Raw genomic sequence first — 18,579 nt, 5'->3', positions numbered from 1 at the left:
ATCAATAAAAAACCGGGCGCTTAGGCCCGGTTTTGGGATTCTAAAAGGATGAGTGCTACTGTTGCTCTTTTTCGGTCGAGTCTTTGTTTCCATCCTGCAGCTTAATTTCAACATAAGCCTGATCGCGAATTTCACGGCGCCAATTTTGAAGTTCTTCTTCGTAGCGACGGTTACGTAACAAGTTGGCAGCTTGATTGCGTATATATTGATCAGTCATATCTTGCTTGCGCCGGTCCTCAACTTTCAGGATATGCCAGCCAAATTGGCTGCGAAACGGCAGACTGATTTCGCCAATATTAGTGGTGTCCATTGCCTGGGTAAATTCTGGTACAAATTGACCAGGCATAGACCAGCCTAGATCCCCTCCGGCGAGCATTGAGCCTATATCTTCAGAGTTTTCCCGGGCTAATTTATCAAAATTATCATTGGCCATGGCTTCCTCGCGCATGGCGATCAGTTTGTTATAGGCCTCGTCATCGGTGAGGATGGCGGATGGCTTCAACAGAATATGACGAACCTTAGTCTGTTCCACCAGCTGTTCGTTAGCACCTTTCTGGGCGTGAATCTTGAGTAAATGGAAGCCGGCATCGCTGCGGAAAGGCTCTGTTACATCTCCTACTTTCAGGCCGTTGAGCGCATCTGCAAACAGGGTCGGCAGTTCCACTGTCTTACGCCAGCCTAGATCACCACCGGCTAGAGCATTTTGCCCAGCGGAGTTGGCGATAGCCAAGCGACGGAAATCAGTACCCTCACGTGCTTGCTCAGCAAGCTCTTCTGCCTTTTCGCGAGCTTGGGTCACCTCACTGGATGGTGCGCTGGAGCTTATGGGAATCAGGATGTGACCGAGCTCAAACTGCGGTGACTTCCAGAACTCTCCTTCTTTGGAGCGAAGGAAGTTGTCGATATCCTGATCTGTGATTTGGATTCTACGGTTGACACTGCCTTGTTCCACGCGGCGAATCATCAACTCTTGGCGGACTTGCTGGCGAAAGCTCTTTATGGTCATACCATCTGCACGAAGGCGCTGGCGGAATTCTTCCGGGCTGACACTGGCATTCTGTTGAACTCGTGCGATGGCTTGATCAAGTTCAGACTCAGAGATAGTGACGCCTGCGCGCGAAGCCATTTGCAGCTGTAGTCTTTCGACAATCAGCTGCTCAAGTACTTGGCGGCGTAAAACTTCAATAGGGGGCGCCTGGACCTGCTGTGCCTGGATCTGGCTGGCAATAGTATTCAAACGCTGGGCCAGCTCACTGGCCATCACAACATCCTCATCAACAACGGCGACTACTCGGTCCAGGGTTTGCACTTGTGCTGTAACAGTACCGGCGATCAGTGCGCAGGCAGCCAGAACGGATGACAGACTCAATTTAGTCACAAATTTCTGCATTATTCTCATCACGGTTTCAGCTTTTCTCTCTGATCAAAGTTAGCAATCCCCTTGGTTAGCAGCTGGGTTACAGTAGCCCCGAACCCGGCCAAGCCTTTCAATTGTACTTCCAGGAAGATGCCTTCCTCATACTCCAGGTCTTCAGGTGCCACTACACCGGCTAAATCATTATCCAGGGTGCGGCTCCATACCAAGCGTGCACGATAGCAGCAATCGTCATATTCGATGCCTGCCAAGTATTGCAGTTCCCTGTCCAATGTTAAATCGTAGGAAGCGCTAGCCATTATAGAGGTATGGGTGCTGATAGGCAGGACCGCGGAGCTGTTAAGTTGTCGAGTGGATGAATCGTCATCATTACTCTCCTCATCTGGGAAGAGCAGCGTATCATCTCGCTCATAGTAATAGCTTAGATTGAAGATTCGAGCACTATCGTCAAAGTACCTGAGGCTGAAATTGCCTCGGTTTACATTGTGTTCAGTGTCATCGTAAACAAACTCACTTCCAATTCGGAGGGACTGTATTGGGCGGCTTTCTAGCCGGGCGGCGAGTTCAGAGCGGGGAGTGTTTTCTACTAATTCTGTTAACCCAATTTGTGTGTCGCTGGAGTAATAGGCTTGGCCAATACTGGCAGAAAAAAGGTCGCGCCCGCTAATTGGATCAATAAAGCGAGTGGTGAGTCCTAGGGCGATTCGACTTGCATCGTCAATCCGGTCATTGCCAGTAAAGCGGCTGCTGCGGAATAATTGGTCATAACTGAAGGTAAACAGTGACGTATCGTAGAGTAGATTGTTACTTAGTGGATTGACAGAAACTTCATAGTCAAAAACTTCATCTTCACTGATATCGAAAAAATCATCTTGATTAGCGTTGCTGCTGATCAACGTAAACAAGCGGGGTTCAAGTGTGTGGATAAAATCTCGATTAAAAATAAAAGTATCCCGCTCGAAATATAAGCCTGTATCCAAAGTGAACTGGGCGGCGGCAGCATCGGGTGTATCGTTGGCTCCTTCCGGCAAGAAGAGATCACTGACTTGGTAGCCCAAGTAACGACCGGCGACACCCGGTTTGAAATAGCCCCATAGCCACTCTTTATCCCAAAAGAGCTCGTAATCCAGGCGTAACCTATCTGCATTGATAAAATTGTTAGTACGTTCGGTCACACTTAGGGGATCGTCAGTATCAGCAATAAATCTGATTGTTTGGGTATCCTGATGTCTCCAGATTGTGGCTTCATTTTGCATGGAGAGCAGCCAGTCCCCCCAGCGATAGTTACCGTCTACATCCAAGCGTGGCAGCTGGGCGAAGGTATCAAAGCGGTCATTTTGCAGGACTTGATAGTCCTGGGCACGCAAAGTCACTATCCAGTTTTCTGAGTTCAAACTACCCTGGGCTGTTTGGGAAACCTGGGTTTCAGCATTAATCCCCAGATTGGCTGTACTTAAATCGCGGAAATAGTCTGGATCGCTGACCTTGGTGAAATCAATATTTGTACGCCAAAGGCTACCGCTATAGCCGCCCTGTTGCTCGAGATTGAATAACCAGCGGTCCTCGCCTTTGTAAGGCAGTACCAGGTCTTCGGGGAAGCCCCTGTTGATCAGCTTGCGGGATAGGTCATCGTTGCCACCTTTATCTTTTGGCAAATCTGCAACACGGATTTCGCTGTTGAATAAAGGGCTCAGGTGTCGGAACTCTGCCTCCAGGCCATTACCCCGATACTGGATATAACGCGGGGTAATTGTGGCATCCATTTGTGGCGCGATATTCCAATAGTAGGGAATAGCGAGGTCCCAGCCGTTCTTATCACTGTTGCTCAAAGAGGGAAAGAGGAAGCCCGACATACGGGCATCTCCCACTGGAAAGCGGAAATAGGGAGCGTAGAACACCGGAACGTCCATGATTTCCAGGCGGACATTTCGAGCTGTACCCTGGCTTTCTACCTCATCGATATTGATTTCACCGCCAATCAGCCGCCAAAACTCCTTTCCCGGCTCACAGCGGGTATAAGTGCCGTCTGTTAGGGTGAGTTCACCACTGGTCTGGCGTGCTGCGTAGGCCGCGTCGCCATGGATGTATTCATCGTGAATAACGTAAGAGGCATCTTCAATCGATGCTGCCTCACTGTCTGTGTGTACCTCAGCCGAAGCCCCACGGATCAATAAATTCGGCTCACGCAGCTCTACGGCTCCGCTTAGGTAGGCGGTATGGTTTTGCTGATTGAGGTCAACCCGGTCGGCAAATAATTGGCGATATCCCTGGGTGATATGCACATTACCGCTTAATTCTGCGGTGCCATCATCAAGTACCTGTGATCTTTCGGCGGTGGCACGCAGAGGGGCATTCTCGGGAGGAAGATCTGCATCAGGATAGTTTCTCGGAGGGGGAATAAAGGCCCCTGAACATATAGCCGGTATCCTGGCCCTCTCTTCGGGGGTAAGCTCTGAGCGGGGTAGCCAATCGAGGTACAAATAAGGATTGTAGTTTGGGTCTTCGTAAGCATTACCCTGGTTGGCGTGTGCCCACAGGGGGGTTGCGGCAATTAAGCCGATTGCGAAAGTACGGGTGTGTGAATAATTAGCAATCGCGAGTGCTAGGCGACGCCACCGGGGGACTTCATGCATCAATCGATAGGTTCCGGCTATTCTTAAATGTTTCTTTATCGGTAGATGCGTGCGACAGCTATCGAGCCGGGGCGCGCAAAAATCTTCGCTCGATTCTACTTGAATGTAGAAATAGTTAATAGCCACAGCGCTGGTACACGTGTAAGAGGAATTGTGCAGACGCTGCTGGACGCGACACTGCGTGGGGTTACAATGCGGTCTTATACCTGGGGAATCAGCCCGGTAATTACAAGCCACAGGTGAAGAATTGAAGGTGTGTTGTGACTGATGACTCGCGATTTGAGGAGCTTAGCCGCTGGGTGGGGCAGGTTTTGGAAATGCACTCATCTGCGGAGCTGCTCAAGCTTGCCGGCGATGCAGGATTTCGACGCTATTTTCGCACAGACACCAAGCCGAGTTTGATTGCAGTTGACTCTCCACCGGAGTACACCAAGCCAGGCCACTTTGTGGCCATTGCTGATTATCTGCGTCGCAACGGTATCCATACGCCGATGGTGGTCTCGGCAGATACGACCAATGGCTATCTTCTCTTGGAGGATCTTGGCGATACCCAGTTATTTGGTGTACTAAATAACGATAGTGTCGAGGGCCTCTATGCCGAGGTGATGAGTGAGTTGTTGTGTCTGCAACAGATACCCAGAGACGAAACACTTTTTCCCAATTATGACGCAGAATTGCTTCTGACAGAGATGCGTATTATGCCTGAGTGGTTGGCGGGTAAGCTGCTAGGCCATCAGCTTTCAGCAAAGGAAATGGAGCTGATTGAAGATACCTTCCAATTGCTATTGGATAATGCAGCCAACCAGCCACATACCCTGGTTCATCGTGATTACCACAGCCGGAATCTGATGATACGGAAAGGAGAGAGGCCGGGGATTGTGGATTTCCAGGATGCGGTTTGGGGCCCTATCACTTACGACCTGGTTTCGCTGTTACGGGATTGCTATATACGCTGGCCCCGGGAACGGGTTGAACGCTGGGTATTCGCTTACGCAGCTACTGCAGAAGCCGCCGGAGTGATGGAACCTGTGGACCCTGAAAGGTTCTTACGATGGTTCGACTGGATGGGGCTGCAGCGTCATATTAAAGTACTTGGCCTGTTTCCACGCTTGTCGCTTCGCGATGGCAAACAAGGGTACCTGAGTAATCTCTCCCTGGTTATTCGTTATGTACTGGAAACAGCTGGTCGCTATTCTGAACTGAAGCCCTTTGGCGATTGGTTTGCCGACCAGTTATTGCCGTTGATCGAACAGCAGCCCTGGTATAGTGACTACCGAAGTGCTGGGGACTCGCTCAGGTAAGCTGTAAAAATTGTATAGATTAATTTGATGACCCACCCAAAAGAGACCTCTCCAACTACCGCCATGGTCCTGGCTGCAGGCTTCGGGCGCCGTATGCGCCCGCTGACTGACCAGACGCCAAAGCCCTTACTACCTGTAGCAGGAAAACCGCTGATTGAGCACGCCCTGGAGCGCCTTCAAAGTATTGGTATCCAGCGGGTGGTTATTAATCTTGGTTATCTTGGCCATAAGATTAGGAGCTGCCTTGGTAGTGGTGAACGTTGGGGAATGGATATCCAGTATTCGGTAGAGCATGAAGAGAGGCCGCTCGAAACTGCCGGCGGTATTATCAATGCTATGTCACTCTTGGGTGAGGCCCCTTTCCTGGTGGTCAATGGGGATGTCTGGTGTGACTTCGATCTTTCCCAATGGATAACCCACCCTTTACCCAAGAGTTGCCCCGGGCGGTTATTGATGGTGCCCAACCCCCCCCATAATCCTGAAGGTGACTTTGGGATTGAGGATGGGTTGCTATCAGGAACTGCCAAGCCCCGCTATACCTTTGCCGGAATTAGCTGGTTGCGCCCGGAAATACTTACTCACTATCCAAAGATGCGTGAGTGTTTTGGCCTCGGGGAGGTGTTCACTTTTAACGAAGACAAATTACAGGCGGAGTTATATCAGGGGGACTGGTGCGATGTGGGGACTCCCGAGCGCCTGGATCGATTGCACCGCCGCTTAACCGCGGAAAACTGATTTACTTAAGGATATTGAGATGTCTGATTACAAAATTGCTCCATCCATTCTCTCCGCCGATTTCGCGCGATTGGGAGAAGAGGTGGACAATGTGTTGGCGGCCGGTGCCGACTGGGTGCACTTCGATGTGATGGACAATCATTATGTGCCCAATTTGACCATAGGTCCGATGGTATGCCAAGCACTGCGTAAGCACGGTGTCCAGGCGCCTATTGATGTACATCTTATGGTTGAGCCCGTGGACGATATGATTCGCATGTTCGCGGATACGGGCGCAACCTATATCACATTTCACCCCGAGGCCTCCCGCCACCCAGACCGCTCTCTGCAGTTAATTCGCAGTTTGGGATGTAAGGCGGGCTTGGTATTTAACCCGGCTACCAGCCTTGATGCCGCCAAATATGTGATGGATAAGCTGGATATGATCCTTTTGATGTCAGTTAATCCGGGCTTTGGTGGCCAGAAATTTATTCCGGCCACCCTGGAAAAGCTGCGTGAGGCACGACAACTGATCGATGCTAGTGGCTATGATATACGCCTGGAAATCGATGGCGGAGTTAACCGGGATAATATTGCAGAAATTGCCGCCGCAGGTGCAGATACTTTCGTAGCGGGCTCTGCCATTTTCAATACATCGGACTACGCTGAGGTGATCGGCGCTATGCGCAAGAGCCTGCCTTGATAAAAACCTGGCGGGTAACCCCTTGCCCGCCGCATACGGGATTTGTAAACTTGTGCGCCTGCACTGAGGGAATTTCCGTGAATCACACTATCCCCACAACAACCAGCTGGCGATGGCGCCACTGATCCGCTAAGGCCAATTTGGTAGCTGCTACCATTCCGGCCACCTTTCCTGTGGGCGCTATCTATACTCTGGCGCCAACCTAAAAAACGCAAAATAGACCGGAGTCTCTATGACCCCAAGCGAATACGCCCAACTTGTGTCTGCGGGCTACAACCGCATACCGCTGGTGCGCCGAGTACTGGCTGATATTGAAACACCTTTGTCCACTTACCTGAAACTTGCAGCTGGGCGTTACAGTTACCTGCTTGAGTCGGTGCAGGGGGGAGAGAAGTGGGGACGATATTCTATTATCGGTTTGCCAGCACGTACCGTCCTACGAGTGAGTGGTAACGAAGTAACTATTGAGCGGGATGGCGAAGTAGTAGAAAACCACGCCCCGGAAGATCCCCTGACGTTTGTAGAAGAATTCCAACAGTACTATCGGGTGCCGGAGCTACCTGACCTACCGCGTTTCAATGGCGGTCTTGTTGGTTACTTTGGTTATGATTGCGTGCGCTATATAGAGCCCCGTCTGGCGCACAGTATGCCAGTAGATACTCTGGGTAACCCGGATATTCTATTGATGGTCAGTGATGAGCTGGTAGTTTTCGATAACCTCGCCGGTGCAGTTATTTTTATTGTGCATGCAGATCCAATACAAAAAGACGCATATGAGTATGCCCAGAAACGTCTCGACCAACTTGTTACTCGCCTGGCGCAGCCTTTACCAAATACGGTACCCCTGGACCTGGATGGTAAAGGCATAGAGGAAAGTGCGTTTCACTCTCACTTTGGAGAAGAAAATTTCAAGCAGGCCGTAAGACGGGTCAAGGAATATGTACTGGCTGGGGATGTTATGCAGGTGGTGCCGTCGCAGCGCCTGTCTGCCCCGTTCGATGCGCCGCCACTGAACTTTTATCGCGCCTTGCGCAGCCTGAACCCCTCTCCTTATATGTATTTTCTGGACCTTGGCGACCATCAGGTGGTGGGCTCGAGCCCCGAAATCCTGGTGCATCTGGAAGAGGGGGAGATGACAGTACGGCCACTGGCTGGAACCCGCCGCCGGGGGGCCTCAGAAGAGGAGGACCGGGCTTTGGAGCGGGAATTGCTGGCTGATCCTAAGGAGCGGGCGGAGCACCTGATGCTTATTGACCTTGGCCGTAATGATGTGGGCAGGGTGGCGGCAACCGGCAGTGTGCAGGTGACCGAGCAGATGGTTGTAGAGCGCTACTCCCATGTAATGCATATCACTTCTAATGTAACAGGCCAACTGAGGGATGGTCTCTCAGGTATGGATGCGCTACGCGCGGCCCTACCGGCCGGCACTTTGTCCGGGGCGCCGAAGATTCGGGCTATGGAGATCATTGATGAATTGGAGCCTGAAAAGCGGGGTATCTACGGTGGTGCGGTAGGCTATTTGGCATGGAATGGCAATATGGATACCGCTATTGCTATCCGCACAGCGGTAATCAAGGATGGTCAGTTATTTATCCAGGCCGGCGCCGGTCTGGTCGCTGATTCCGATCCCCAGTCAGAATGGGATGAAACCATGAATAAAGCCCGCGCGCTTTTCCGAGCGGCGGGCATGGCTTTGGCCAGTAGTAGTAAAGATGTAAAGACCGAGAACAATGAGCGAAGTTAGTATTCCCCAAAAACCTAACCTGGCGTTACGTTGCCAGAAAATTGTCGAAGCCCCGCTGTTTAATCAGGTGATCATCGGCATGATCCTGCTAAACGGTATCGCAGTGGGATTAGAAACCTCAAATTGGGTAGTGGAACGCTTTGGTGCACTATTGGGGGGTATTAACCAGCTGGTACTTGGCGCTTTTATTCTGGAGGCGCTGATAAAAATTGCTGCCCACGGCTCGCGCCCCTGGCGTTACTTCTCCAGTGGCTGGAACTGCTTTGACTTCACTATTATTGCTCTCAGCTTAATACCGGCGGCCGGGCCGCTAGCTACCCTGGCGCGTCTGGTGCGGGTATTGAGAGTATTGCGCCTGGTCTCGGCCTTCCCTGAATTGCGCACTCTGGTGGATACCTTGTTGCGCAGTCTGCCAAGTATGTTGCACATAGCATTGCTGATGGGGATTATTTTTTATATTTATGGAGTGGCGGGTTATTTCCTATTTCACGATGTGGATCCGACTCATTGGCGTAGCCTGCCGATTGCGCTGTTGAGTCTATTCCGCATTGTGACTTTTGAGGATTGGACCGACATTATGTATACGGCCATGGATGCGATGCCTTGGGCCTGGGTCTACTTTATCAGCTTCGTGGTAATGGGTGCTTTCGTAATGATCAACCTGTTTATCGGAGTGGTACTTAATAACCTGGAAGAGGCCAAACTGCGGCGTATGGATGAGCTGTGCCTGCCACCAAGCCAAACTGAAATCCTGCGCGAATTGCGCGCTACCCAGGCATCGCTAGCGCGTCTGCAAAAGCGTATGGAAGCGACTACTAATGTTTCTGAGGCTAAGGGAGCCGGACAATGATTTTAATGATCGACAACTACGACTCCTTTACCTGGAATGTGGTGCAGTACCTGGAGGAGTTGGGTGCAGAAGTCGTGGTTAAGCGTAACGATGAAGTCACTCTGGAGGAAATCGAGCAGATGGCCCCTGAGAAAATTGTTATTTCACCGGGGCCCTGCACACCCAACGAAGCGGGAATATCCCTTGAGGCGATCAGGCACTTTGCTGGACGCACTCCTATCCTGGGAATTTGCCTGGGCCACCAGAGTATTGGTCAGGTTTTTGGTGGCAGGGTAGTGCGTGCGGGTCAGGTTATGCATGGAAAAACCTCGCCTATAGTGCACAACAATCTGGGGGTGTTTCACGGTCTGTCCAACCCCTTCGAGGCGACGCGCTATCACTCCCTGGTTGTGGAAAAAAGCAGTCTTCCTGAGTGCCTTGAGGTTACAGCCTGGACCGAGACAGAAGCCGGAGAGATTGATGAGATTATGGGGCTTCGCCACCGCGAGTTGGCGATAGAGGGTGTGCAATTTCACCCTGAGTCAATTCTCACCATGCATGGCCACGATATGTTAAGGAATTTTATTGAGTCCTGATATCTAAGGGCAAATGTCGCGGGGCCTTGGTCCCGATTGAATAAATTAGCGAGCAGGGCAAAGGGGACACCATGAATATCCAACAAGCCATAGCGAAACTGGTGGATGGAGAGCACCTCACCCGTGCGGAAATGCGCGAAACTGTGGGCCAGATAATGCGAGGCGAGACTCAGGAGGCACAAATAGGTGCGTTACTGATAGCCCTGCGCATTCGCGGTGAAACTGTTGATGAGATTGTCGGCGCAGTGGAAACCATGCGTGAGTTGGCAACAAAAGTAAACCTGAACCTGGACAATACGGTGGATATTGTCGGTACCGGCGGTGATGGTGCAAATCTCTTTAATGTATCCAGTGCCAGTAGTTTTGTGGCAGCAGCAGCGGGGGCCAAAGTAGCCAAACACGGCAATCGCTCGGTGTCCTCCAGCAGCGGTTCGGCAGATCTGCTGGAGCGGGCTGGAGTTTATTTGGAATTAAGCCCTGAGCAAATGGCGCGTTGCGTTGAGACTATTGGGATTGGTTTTATGTTTGCCCCTAGTTTCCACAGCGCTGTACGTCATGTCGGGCCTGCACGCAAAGCACTGGGTTTGCGTACTATTTTTAATTTGCTCGGCCCTTTGACTAACCCTGCAGGAGTCACCCGCAAGGTGATAGGTGTTTATGAAAAACGCTATTGCCGTTTGCTGGCAGAAGTTTTGCAGCGGCTGGGCTCCGAGCATGTACTGGTATTACATAGTGAAGATGGTCTGGATGAGGCCAGTATTGCTGCAGATACCCATGCGGTGGAACTTAAAGATGGCACCATTAATGAGTTTACCCTTACCCCTGAGGATTTCTCTATTGAGCGCCGCGATCTGAGTGGCCTGATCGTATCGGGTTCGCAGGAGTCTTTGGCGCTAATTCGCGATGCCTTGGGTAAGCGCGAAACCGAAGCAGGGCAGAAAGCTGCCGATATTATTGCCCTCAACGCCGGTCTCGCCATTTATGTGAGTGGTGTAGCCGGTAGTGCAGAACAGGGAATTGCCATGGCGCAGGATGCCATCGACAGTGGCCTGGCTGCGGAAAAAATGAATGATCTGGCCGCTTTTACCAGCGCCTTTCGCCCCGAGGAAGTAAAGTCGTGAGTACGCCAACAATTTTAAAAACCATAATTGAGCGCAAATGGCAGGAAGTGGCTGAGCGCAAATCTCAGTGCGGTCTGGAGACAATGCGGCTGAGAGCACAGGACCAGCCGCCGGTGCGGGGGTTTGTTGATGCTTTAGAGCGCAAAATTAATGGGGGCGAAGCTGCAGTGATTGCCGAGATCAAAAAGGCATCGCCCAGTAAAGGTGTTATCCGCGAGGATTTCCTACCGGCGGAAATAGCGACCAGCTATGAAAAAGGCGGGGCTGCCTGTTTATCGGTGCTTACCGATATCGATTTTTTCCAGGGGGCAGACAGCTATTTACAACAGGCGCGTAATGCAGTGCGCCTGCCGGTGTTGCGTAAAGATTTTACTGTGGACCCTTTTCAAGTCTACGAGGCCCGGGCAATCGGTGCCGACTGTATACTATTAATTGCCGCTTGCCTGGATGACCAGCAGATGCAGGACTTGAACAGTTTGGCCCTGGAATTGGGCTTGGATGTATTGGTGGAAGTGCACAATCGTTTGGAGCTGGAACGTGCGCTGGTGCTGCCAAATCGCTTGATTGGTATTAATAATCGCAACCTGCATACGTTTGAAGTTCAGCTGGAAAACACGTTTAAATTGCTCGATCTGATTCCAGAGAATCGGATTGTGGTCACTGAAAGTGGAATTCACACCACTGACGATGTTGCGGCCATGCGCGGCCACAATGTCAATACATTCCTGGTTGGGGAGGCATTTATGCGTGAGCAGGAACCCGGGCGCAAATTGATGGAAATGTTTAACTGAAGTGTAAGAACGAATTGTGATTACACTCACATAAAAAAGGGCGATCTTTGGATCGCCCTTTTTTATTAAGATGAGTAAGATTAACGTGTGCCGTAAACCACCATGGTTTTTCCTTTTACGGATACTAAACCTTGCTCTTCCAGGGTTTTTAGTACACGCCCAACCATTTCGCGGGAACAGCCTACAATCCGGCCGATTTCCTGGCGAGTAATTTTAATTTGCATCCCCTCTGGGTGAGTCATCGCATCCGGTTCATTGCACAGATCCAATAGGGTGCGTGCGACACGTCCAGTGACGTCTAGGAAGGCCAAATCGCCCACTTTGCGTGTGGTGTTGCGCAAGCGGCCGGCCATTTGAGTTGCCAGTGCGAAAAGGAATTCTGGGTGTTGGCGGGTGAGCTCCTGAAACTTGGTATAGGAGATTTCTGCTACCTCACATTCAGTCTTGGTGCGGACCCAAGCACTGCGGGTATCCTGATCGAACAGGCCCATTTCTCCGAAAAAGTCTCCATCATTCAGATAGGCGACGATCATTTCACGGCCTTCATCGTCCTCAATCAGAACAGTAACAGAACCGCGCATAATGAAATAAAGGGATTCACAGCGGTCGCCTGCATAGATAATCGTACTTTTGGCCGGGTAGCGACGCCGGTGGCAGTGGGCCAGAAAGTCTTCAATATTGCCGATAGTCATGGGGTCTTCGATAGCAACCGTCACGGATTTATTCCTCATTTTTTGTCTCGTGCCCTATCCCGGCTTTAGCAGCTGAGCACTATTGAATTATCGCGCGAAAAAAGAGTCCCCAACAGAGGCAGGCCACAGCAAAGTTCCGCATTGTGACCTGTGACACCCTGGCGCCGGTGGGATTGGACTCCAGAGCCGATCGGACGTTCACCGACGAGCTTTGAAATTGCACTGAAATACATTCCGCGCGGAGGCGTGGCTAACACTATACCGGAAATAGTAAGTCGTCGGGATAAACTTGTACGGTATGCTAAGCTTCGCGACTGGAATTTTGTGGGAGTATGGCGATGCAGGGCAAGGTAACCTGGGTTAACGATTTAACCTTTGTCGGCGAGGCTGGCAGCGGTAATTCGATAGTCATGGAAGGTGGACGCACAAACAACGGCGTTCGCCCCATGGAAATGATTCTGCTCGGTGTTGGTGGTTGCGCGGTTTACGATGTGGTTTCTATATTACAAAAAGCCCGCCAGAACATTATTTCCTGTCATTGTGAGCTCAATGGAGTACGCCCGGATACGACACCGTCGCCATTTGAGCGGATCGAAATGGAATTTGTGGTGCGTGGCCGCGGTTTAAAAGAATCCCATGTAGCGCGGGCGGTGGAGCTGTCTGCGGAAAAATATTGCTCAGCTTCTATTATGCTGCGAAGCGCGGGTGTGGAAATAGTACATAGCTATCGAGTTGAAGAGGAATAAGGGGTGTTTTTAATCGGTCTGGGCATGGCAGGCTGGTGACTGCTGCCACTCAATATCCAGCCGGTGAATTCACTGGGTTTTTACTAGTACCCAGTGAATGCCCATTAGATTTTGTAACTGGCTGAAGTCATTACTTTGGCTACCAGTGACATTGCGCCCTTAACCGGAGCCGGGAATCGTTTGCCCCCCGCTGCCAGGGCTGCATGGGCGTGCTCATCCTCATCAATCAGCATTTGTTCCACAACCGCACGACTTTTTTTGTCCTGGGGTGGGAGTTGCTGCAAATGATTTCGCAAGTGTTTGCAAACCCGTTCTTCTGTTGCGGCGACAAACCCGAGGCTAATGCGGTCGCTAACTTTGCCAGCGGCGGCACCCAAGCCAAAAGACAGTCCGTACCAGAGGGGGTTAAGTAAACTGGGACGACTGTCCAGCTCCCTCAGCCGCTGCTCACACCAGGCCAAGTGATCAATCTCCTCATCGGCAGCGCGTTCCATCTCACCTCGTACCTCAGGTAGCTTCGCCGTGAGGGCCTGCCCTTGGTACAGGGCTTGGGCACATACTTCACCGCTGTGGTTGACACGCATCAGGCCGACAGAGTGACGGCGCTCGGTATCGCTGAACTCGGCCTCGGGCTCTTCTTTGGCTGGGGAGGGGCGTGTATGACAGGGTTCTCCCGGGCTCAAGGTGCGCAGCGCCCTATCAGCCTGAATGAGCAGGCGGTCCAGGCCGCTCAGGTTGCGTTCACTCATATTCTACTGCTCCTCTATTACGGCAACTGCTGAGGCAGTCGCCGTGAGTGGCTTTTACTGCTTGTCACTAACAGTGGCTTCTTCTCTTTCGACAGCGCGGTAGCCGATATCTTTCCGGAAGAACACGCCGTCCCAGTAGATAGTCCGAGCTGATTCATAGGCATTTTCCTGGGCTTCGGCGACAGTATCTCCCAATGCTGTCGCGCACAGCACCCGGCCACCATTGGTGACTACGCGCTCACCATCCAGTGCGGTACCGGCGTGGAAGACCTTGGCGTTGTCACTGTCTGCTTTGTCCAGGCCGCTGATGGCATCGCCTTTGCGGTAGCTGCCGGGATATCCGTGCGCGGCAAGGACCACACCCAGGGCAGGGCGGGGGTCCCACTCAGCAGTGACGGTATCCAACTTATTGTCCAGAGCGGCCATGCACAGGTCGACCAGGTCCGACTTCAGGCGAATCATAATTGGCTGGGTTTCCGGATCGCCAAAGCGGCAGTTGTACTCGATTACCTTCGGAGTACCGTCGCTATCGATCATCAGGCCGGCGTAAAGGAAACCGGTGTAAGGCGTACCCTCAGAAGCAAGACCTTTAACAGTGGGTTCGATTACTTCTTGCATAATGCGCTGGTAAATGGTGTCGGTCACTACCGGTGCCGGGGAGTAGGCACCCATACCGCCCGTATTGGGGCCGGTATCGCCATCGCCAACGCGCTTGTGATCCTGGCTGGTGGCCATCGGCAGGATATTTTCTCCGTCCACCATCACGATAAAGCTCGCTTCCTCACCCTGGAGGAACTCCTCGATAACCACGCGGCAGCCGGCTTCACCAAAGGCGTTTCCAGACAGCATATCGCGTACAGCGAGCTCAGCCTGCTCTTCGGTTTCGGCAACGATCACACCCTTGCCCGCAGCCAAGCCGTCGGCTTTAACTACGATGGGCGCGCCGCGCTCGCGAATGTAGGCAACCGCCGGCTCCACTTCGGTGAAATTGCGGTAGGCAGCGGTGGGGATTTTGTGGCGCTCGAGAAAGTCCTTGGTAAAGGCTTTGGAGCCCTCCAGTTGGGAAGCGCCTTTACTGGGGCCAAAAATGGCGAGGCCACGGGCATTAAAGAAATCGACAACACCCTCTACCAGCGGCGCTTCCGGGCCGACAATCGTTAGTTCTACGCCGTTTTCCTCGGCGAAATCTGCCAGGGCGGCGAAGTTATCCACACCGATTGCGATATTTTCCAGCTTGGGTTCGCGGGCAGTGCCGGCGTTGCCCGGGGCAACATAGACGGTACCGACATTTGGGTTTTGCGCTGCTTTCCACGCCAGGGCGTGCTCGCGGCCACCTGATCCGATAACCAATACGTTCATTCTTAAATCCCCCCTAAGTCGACCGATCCGGTCCATTGCACAGGTTATAGGTGTGCTAGTTTAACGTGGAATTGATTCTGGGGCCTGAGTCTCGCCCCTGGATTCAAATGATTTGTGCAGGCTGGTAAGTATCGATACTTCCCAGCCCGTTGATCATAGCCCGTAACAGTAAGCATTTGCGGGCGCACAATCTTAGTGGCGGAAGTGGCGCATACCGGTAAATACCATGGCCATATTGTGCTCGTCCGCTGCGGCGATCACTTCTTCATCGCGCATGGAACCGCCGGGCTGGATGACCGCCTGGATTCCCACAGCGGCAGCATTATCGATGCCGTCGCGGAAGGGGAAGAAGGCATCGGAAGCCATAACGGACCCTGCAACGGCGAGACCGGCGTGCTCGGCCTTGATCGCGGCGATGCGTGCGGAGTTTACACGGCTCATCTGGCCCGCGCCCACACCCACGGTGCGACCGTCCTTGCCGTATACGATGGCATTGGATTTTACGAACTTGGCCACTTTCCAGGTAAACAGCAGATCGCGGATTTCTTCTTCAGTGGGCTGGCGCTTGGAGACTACTTTCAGGTCGGCAGCGGTGATCAGGCCGTCGTCGCGGTCCTGAACCAGCAGGCCGCCATTAACGCGCTTGTAGTCCAGTGCCGGGGTGCGCTCGCTGCTCCACTGGCCGCATACCAGCAGGCGCAGGTTCTTCTTCTCGGCAATGGCCTGTTTGGCCTCTTCGGAGACTGACGGTGCGATAATGACTTCAACAAACTGTCGCTCGACGATCGCGCGGGCAGTGGCGCCATCGAGTTCCCGGTTGAAGGCGATGATACCGCCAAAGGCGGATTCGCTGTCGGTAGCGAAAGCCAGGTCGTAGGCCTTGTGAATATCTTCAGCAATCGCCACACCGCAGGGATTGGCGTGTTTGACGATCACGCAAGCGGGGTGTTCGAAGGACTTCACGCACTCCAGCGCGGCATCGGTATCGGCGATATTGTTGTAGGACAGCTCTTTGCCCTGCAGCTGGGTGGCAGTGGAAATACTGGCCTCAGCTGGGTTGGCTTCGGTATAGAAAGCGGATTTCTGGTGCGGGTTCTCACCGTAGCGCAGGTCCAGCTTCTTGATGAATTGGCTGTTGTAGGTACGCGGGAACAACTGCTTTTCTTCGCCTTTAATGGCGCCCAGGTAATTGGCAATAGCGCCGTCATAGCCCGCCGTGTGCTCAAAGGCTTTTACCGCCAGGTCAAAGCGGCTGGCGTGGCTCAAGGTGCCATCGTTAGCTTTCATTTCTTCGATGATGTGGCCGTAATCGCTGGCATTGACCACGATAGTGACATCTTTGTGGTTCTTGGCGGCAGCGCGAACCATGGTGGGGCCGCCGATATCGATATTCTCGATAGCGTCTTCGAGGGAACAGTCGGGCTTGGCAACGGTTTGAGCGAAGGGGTAGAGGTTAACCACCACCATATCGATCGGGGTGATACCGTGCTCGCCCATGATGGCATCATCGGTACCACGGCGCCCCAGAATGCCGCCGTGTACTTTCGGGTGCAGAGTTTTGACACGGCCGTCCATCATTTCAGGGAAACCGGTGTAGTCGGAAACTTCTACCACGGGAATACCCGCTTCCTTGAGCTGGCGGTGGGTTCCGCCGGTGGAAAGAATCTCAACCCCCATTGCGGAGAGCTGTTGAGCGAACTCTACAATGCCACTCTTGTCAGAGACACTAATTAGAGCGCGGCGGATGGAAACCTTGTCTGTCATTGCACTTGATCCAACTGGTTTTCGAAAAGGATGTTTAAAGGGTTTTAGCGGTTGTCCACTGTGGCAACAAAAACGCTGCCGGGAAAATAGCGAAGGGGGATGAGTTACCTCATCCCCCTTCAATATTTCGCTCGGTGGGAAGCTTACAGCAGGCCGTAGCGCTTCAGCTTCTTGCGCAGGGTGCCACGGTTGAGACCCAGTAATTGCGCGGCGCGGGTCTGGTTGTGGCGGGTGTATTTCATCACCACTTCGAGCATGGGCGCTTCGATCTCCGACAGCACCATGTCGTAGACATCGGTTACCATCTGGCCATCCAGGTGGCGGAAGTAGTTCTCCATTGCGTGCTCGACGGCATCGCGCAGGGACTGCTGCTGTGGCTGTGCCAGTTGAGTCTGCCCCCTGGAGGATACTTCTTCATTGCCAGTATCCGGAATCAATACTTCGTTATTCATGCCGCTTGTGCCCCTCTCGTTATTCGGCGTTCAAACCACTCGTGAACGCTGGCATGTTGTACTTCTGCACTCTCTATTTGGAAAAAGGTCTTGCGGAAGGACTCGCTATCCGCGAGCGTCTTCAAGTACCAGCCCACATGTTTGCGGGCGATACGGACCCCCATCACCTCACCGTAGAATCGGTGTAGTTCGCCCAAATGGGCGAGCAAAATATTCCTGACTTCATCCAATGTCGGTCCGGGTAGCCGCTCGCCAGTGGCGAGATAGTGGGCTATTTCCCGAAAAATCCATGGTCGTCCCTGTGCTGCACGGCCAATCATGACCGCTGATGCGCCAGTGTAATCGAGCACTTCTTGGGCTCTCTCGGCACTGGTGATGTCGCCATTGGCAAAAACCGGGATCTTCACCCTGGATACAATTTCGGCAATGGTATCGAATTCAGCCCGTCCGTGGTAGCCACAGGCACGAGTACGACCGTGTACCGCTAGAGCGGCAATCCCGGAATCCTCGGCCATCTTGGCTACAGTGACGCCATTGCGGGAATCCGGACACCAGCCGGTGCGGATCTTAAGGGTCACTGGGACGGAAACAGACTGGACTACAGCTTCAAGAATATCTGCAACCAGCTTTTCATCCCGCAGTAGGGCGGAGCCCGCTGCTTTTTTACACACCTTTTTTGCCGGGCAGCCCATATTGATATCGATAATCTGTGCGCCGCGACGCACGTTCTCCCGGGCGGCTTCCGCCATCATTTCGGGGTCACCACCGGCGATCTGTACCGATATCGGTGCCGTTTCTCCACCGTGGTCCAGGCGCAAGCGAGACTTGCGACTGTTCCATAAGCGTGTGTCCGAGGTCACCATTTCCGATACCACCAAACCAGCGCCGAGTTTTCGGCACAGCTGGCGGAAAGGGCGGTCGGTGACACCGGCCATGGGCGCCAGAATTACCGGGTTGTCGATAATATAGGGGCCAATGGCAGTAGACACGGTAGCTCCATTTGGGCTGTA

At 52.7% G+C, this 18,579-nt stretch carries 17 protein-coding genes; 9 read left to right on the top strand and 8 right to left on the bottom strand.

All coding sequences use genetic code 11. From position 1 onward, the window contains the following. Nucleotides 1–55 precede the first annotated feature (55 nt). Together ACJJIP_RS18640 and ACJJIP_RS18635 are read right to left on the bottom strand one after the other, a co-directional pair. Nucleotides 56–1,390 carry a peptidylprolyl isomerase gene (locus ACJJIP_RS18640; RefSeq protein WP_020411510.1) on the bottom strand — a complete coding sequence of 445 codons (1,335 nt, stop codon included), beginning with the start codon at nucleotides 1,388–1,390 and terminating at the stop codon, nucleotides 56–58. Between the two features lie 8 nt (nucleotides 1,391–1,398). Then, nucleotides 1,399–4,008 carry an LPS-assembly protein LptD gene (locus ACJJIP_RS18635; protein ID WP_353377066.1) on the bottom strand — a complete coding sequence of 870 codons (2,610 nt, stop codon included), beginning with the start codon at nucleotides 4,006–4,008 and terminating at the stop codon, nucleotides 1,399–1,401. A gap of 260 nt (nucleotides 4,009–4,268) precedes the next feature. On the opposite strand from ACJJIP_RS18635, the gene ACJJIP_RS18630 reads away from it, so the two are divergent. From ACJJIP_RS18630 to trpC, 8 genes are all read left to right on the top strand, one after another. Next, entirely contained in the window at nucleotides 4,269–5,309 is a 1,041-nt protein-coding gene (locus ACJJIP_RS18630; protein ID WP_353377065.1) for an aminoglycoside phosphotransferase family protein, read from the top strand. A 27-nt stretch (nucleotides 5,310–5,336) separates the two neighbouring features. After that, on the top strand, nucleotides 5,337–6,044 hold the full coding sequence (locus ACJJIP_RS18625; RefSeq protein ID WP_157533302.1) for a nucleotidyltransferase family protein: 708 nt from the start codon (nucleotides 5,337–5,339) through the stop codon (nucleotides 6,042–6,044). Nucleotides 6,045–6,063: 19 nt separating this feature from the next. Continuing rightward, nucleotides 6,064–6,726 carry a ribulose-phosphate 3-epimerase gene (rpe, locus tag ACJJIP_RS18620; protein ID WP_020411506.1) on the top strand — a complete coding sequence of 221 codons (663 nt, stop codon included), beginning with the start codon at nucleotides 6,064–6,066 and terminating at the stop codon, nucleotides 6,724–6,726. A 232-nt stretch (nucleotides 6,727–6,958) separates the two neighbouring features. Further along, entirely contained in the window at nucleotides 6,959–8,470 is a 1,512-nt protein-coding gene (gene trpE, locus ACJJIP_RS18615; protein WP_353377064.1) for an anthranilate synthase component I, read from the top strand. Then, nucleotides 8,457–9,320 carry an ion transporter gene (locus ACJJIP_RS18610; protein WP_282951773.1) on the top strand — a complete coding sequence of 288 codons (864 nt, stop codon included), beginning with the start codon at nucleotides 8,457–8,459 and terminating at the stop codon, nucleotides 9,318–9,320. The genes trpE and ACJJIP_RS18610 overlap by 14 nt, the downstream gene beginning before the upstream one ends. Then, nucleotides 9,317–9,895, top strand: a complete 579-nt coding sequence (locus tag ACJJIP_RS18605) for an anthranilate synthase component II (protein ID WP_020411503.1) — start codon at nucleotides 9,317–9,319, stop codon at nucleotides 9,893–9,895. The genes ACJJIP_RS18610 and ACJJIP_RS18605 overlap by 4 nt, the downstream gene beginning before the upstream one ends. Before the next feature lie 71 nt (nucleotides 9,896–9,966). Further along, on the top strand, nucleotides 9,967–11,016 hold the full coding sequence (trpD, locus tag ACJJIP_RS18600; RefSeq protein WP_020411502.1) for an anthranilate phosphoribosyltransferase: 1,050 nt from the start codon (nucleotides 9,967–9,969) through the stop codon (nucleotides 11,014–11,016). After that, nucleotides 11,013–11,807, top strand: coding sequence for an indole-3-glycerol phosphate synthase TrpC (gene trpC, locus ACJJIP_RS18595; RefSeq protein WP_282951770.1), 795 nt, complete (start codon nucleotides 11,013–11,015; stop codon nucleotides 11,805–11,807). The genes trpD and trpC overlap by 4 nt, the downstream gene beginning before the upstream one ends. An 80-nt stretch (nucleotides 11,808–11,887) precedes the next feature. On the opposite strand, the gene crp is transcribed toward trpC, so the two are convergent. Next, nucleotides 11,888–12,538 carry a cAMP-activated global transcriptional regulator CRP gene (gene crp / locus ACJJIP_RS18590; protein WP_051089460.1) on the bottom strand — a complete coding sequence of 217 codons (651 nt, stop codon included), beginning with the start codon at nucleotides 12,536–12,538 and terminating at the stop codon, nucleotides 11,888–11,890. A gap of 299 nt (nucleotides 12,539–12,837) precedes the next feature. Here crp and ACJJIP_RS18585 point away from each other — a divergent pair, with 299 nt between their 5' ends. After that, complete coding sequence (locus ACJJIP_RS18585; RefSeq protein WP_353377063.1) at nucleotides 12,838–13,245, top strand: OsmC family protein; 408 nt, start codon at nucleotides 12,838–12,840, stop codon at nucleotides 13,243–13,245. 104 nt (nucleotides 13,246–13,349) lie between these two features. Here ACJJIP_RS18585 and coq7 read toward each other — a convergent pair whose 3' ends face one another. The 5 genes from coq7 to dusB form a co-directional block, all read right to left on the bottom strand. Beyond that, complete coding sequence (coq7, locus tag ACJJIP_RS18580; protein ID WP_020411498.1) at nucleotides 13,350–13,994, bottom strand: 2-polyprenyl-3-methyl-6-methoxy-1,4-benzoquinone monooxygenase; 645 nt, start codon at nucleotides 13,992–13,994, stop codon at nucleotides 13,350–13,352. Nucleotides 13,995–14,048: 54 nt separating this feature from the next. Further along, on the bottom strand, nucleotides 14,049–15,353 hold the full coding sequence (gene purD, locus ACJJIP_RS18575) for a phosphoribosylamine--glycine ligase (RefSeq protein ID WP_020411497.1): 1,305 nt from the start codon (nucleotides 15,351–15,353) through the stop codon (nucleotides 14,049–14,051). Between the two features lie 192 nt (nucleotides 15,354–15,545). Then, the gene (purH, locus tag ACJJIP_RS18570) at nucleotides 15,546–17,117 is read right to left on the bottom strand and encodes a bifunctional phosphoribosylaminoimidazolecarboxamide formyltransferase/IMP cyclohydrolase (RefSeq protein ID WP_020411496.1); all 1,572 of its coding nucleotides are present in this window, start codon (nucleotides 17,115–17,117) and stop codon (nucleotides 15,546–15,548) included. Between the two features lie 143 nt (nucleotides 17,118–17,260). Beyond that, a complete protein-coding gene (gene fis, locus ACJJIP_RS18565) occupies nucleotides 17,261–17,569 on the bottom strand; it encodes a DNA-binding transcriptional regulator Fis (RefSeq protein WP_020411495.1) in 309 nt (102 codons plus the stop codon). Next, nucleotides 17,566–18,558, bottom strand: a complete 993-nt coding sequence (dusB, locus tag ACJJIP_RS18560; RefSeq protein ID WP_444902292.1) for a tRNA dihydrouridine synthase DusB — start codon at nucleotides 18,556–18,558, stop codon at nucleotides 17,566–17,568. The genes fis and dusB overlap by 4 nt, the downstream gene beginning before the upstream one ends. Nucleotides 18,559–18,579: the final 21 nt, after the last annotated feature.

The organism is Microbulbifer variabilis (assembly GCF_052467165.1).
The sequence above is the reverse complement of the archived record's forward strand: the minus strand, read 5'-3'. Positions and strand labels throughout refer to the sequence as shown.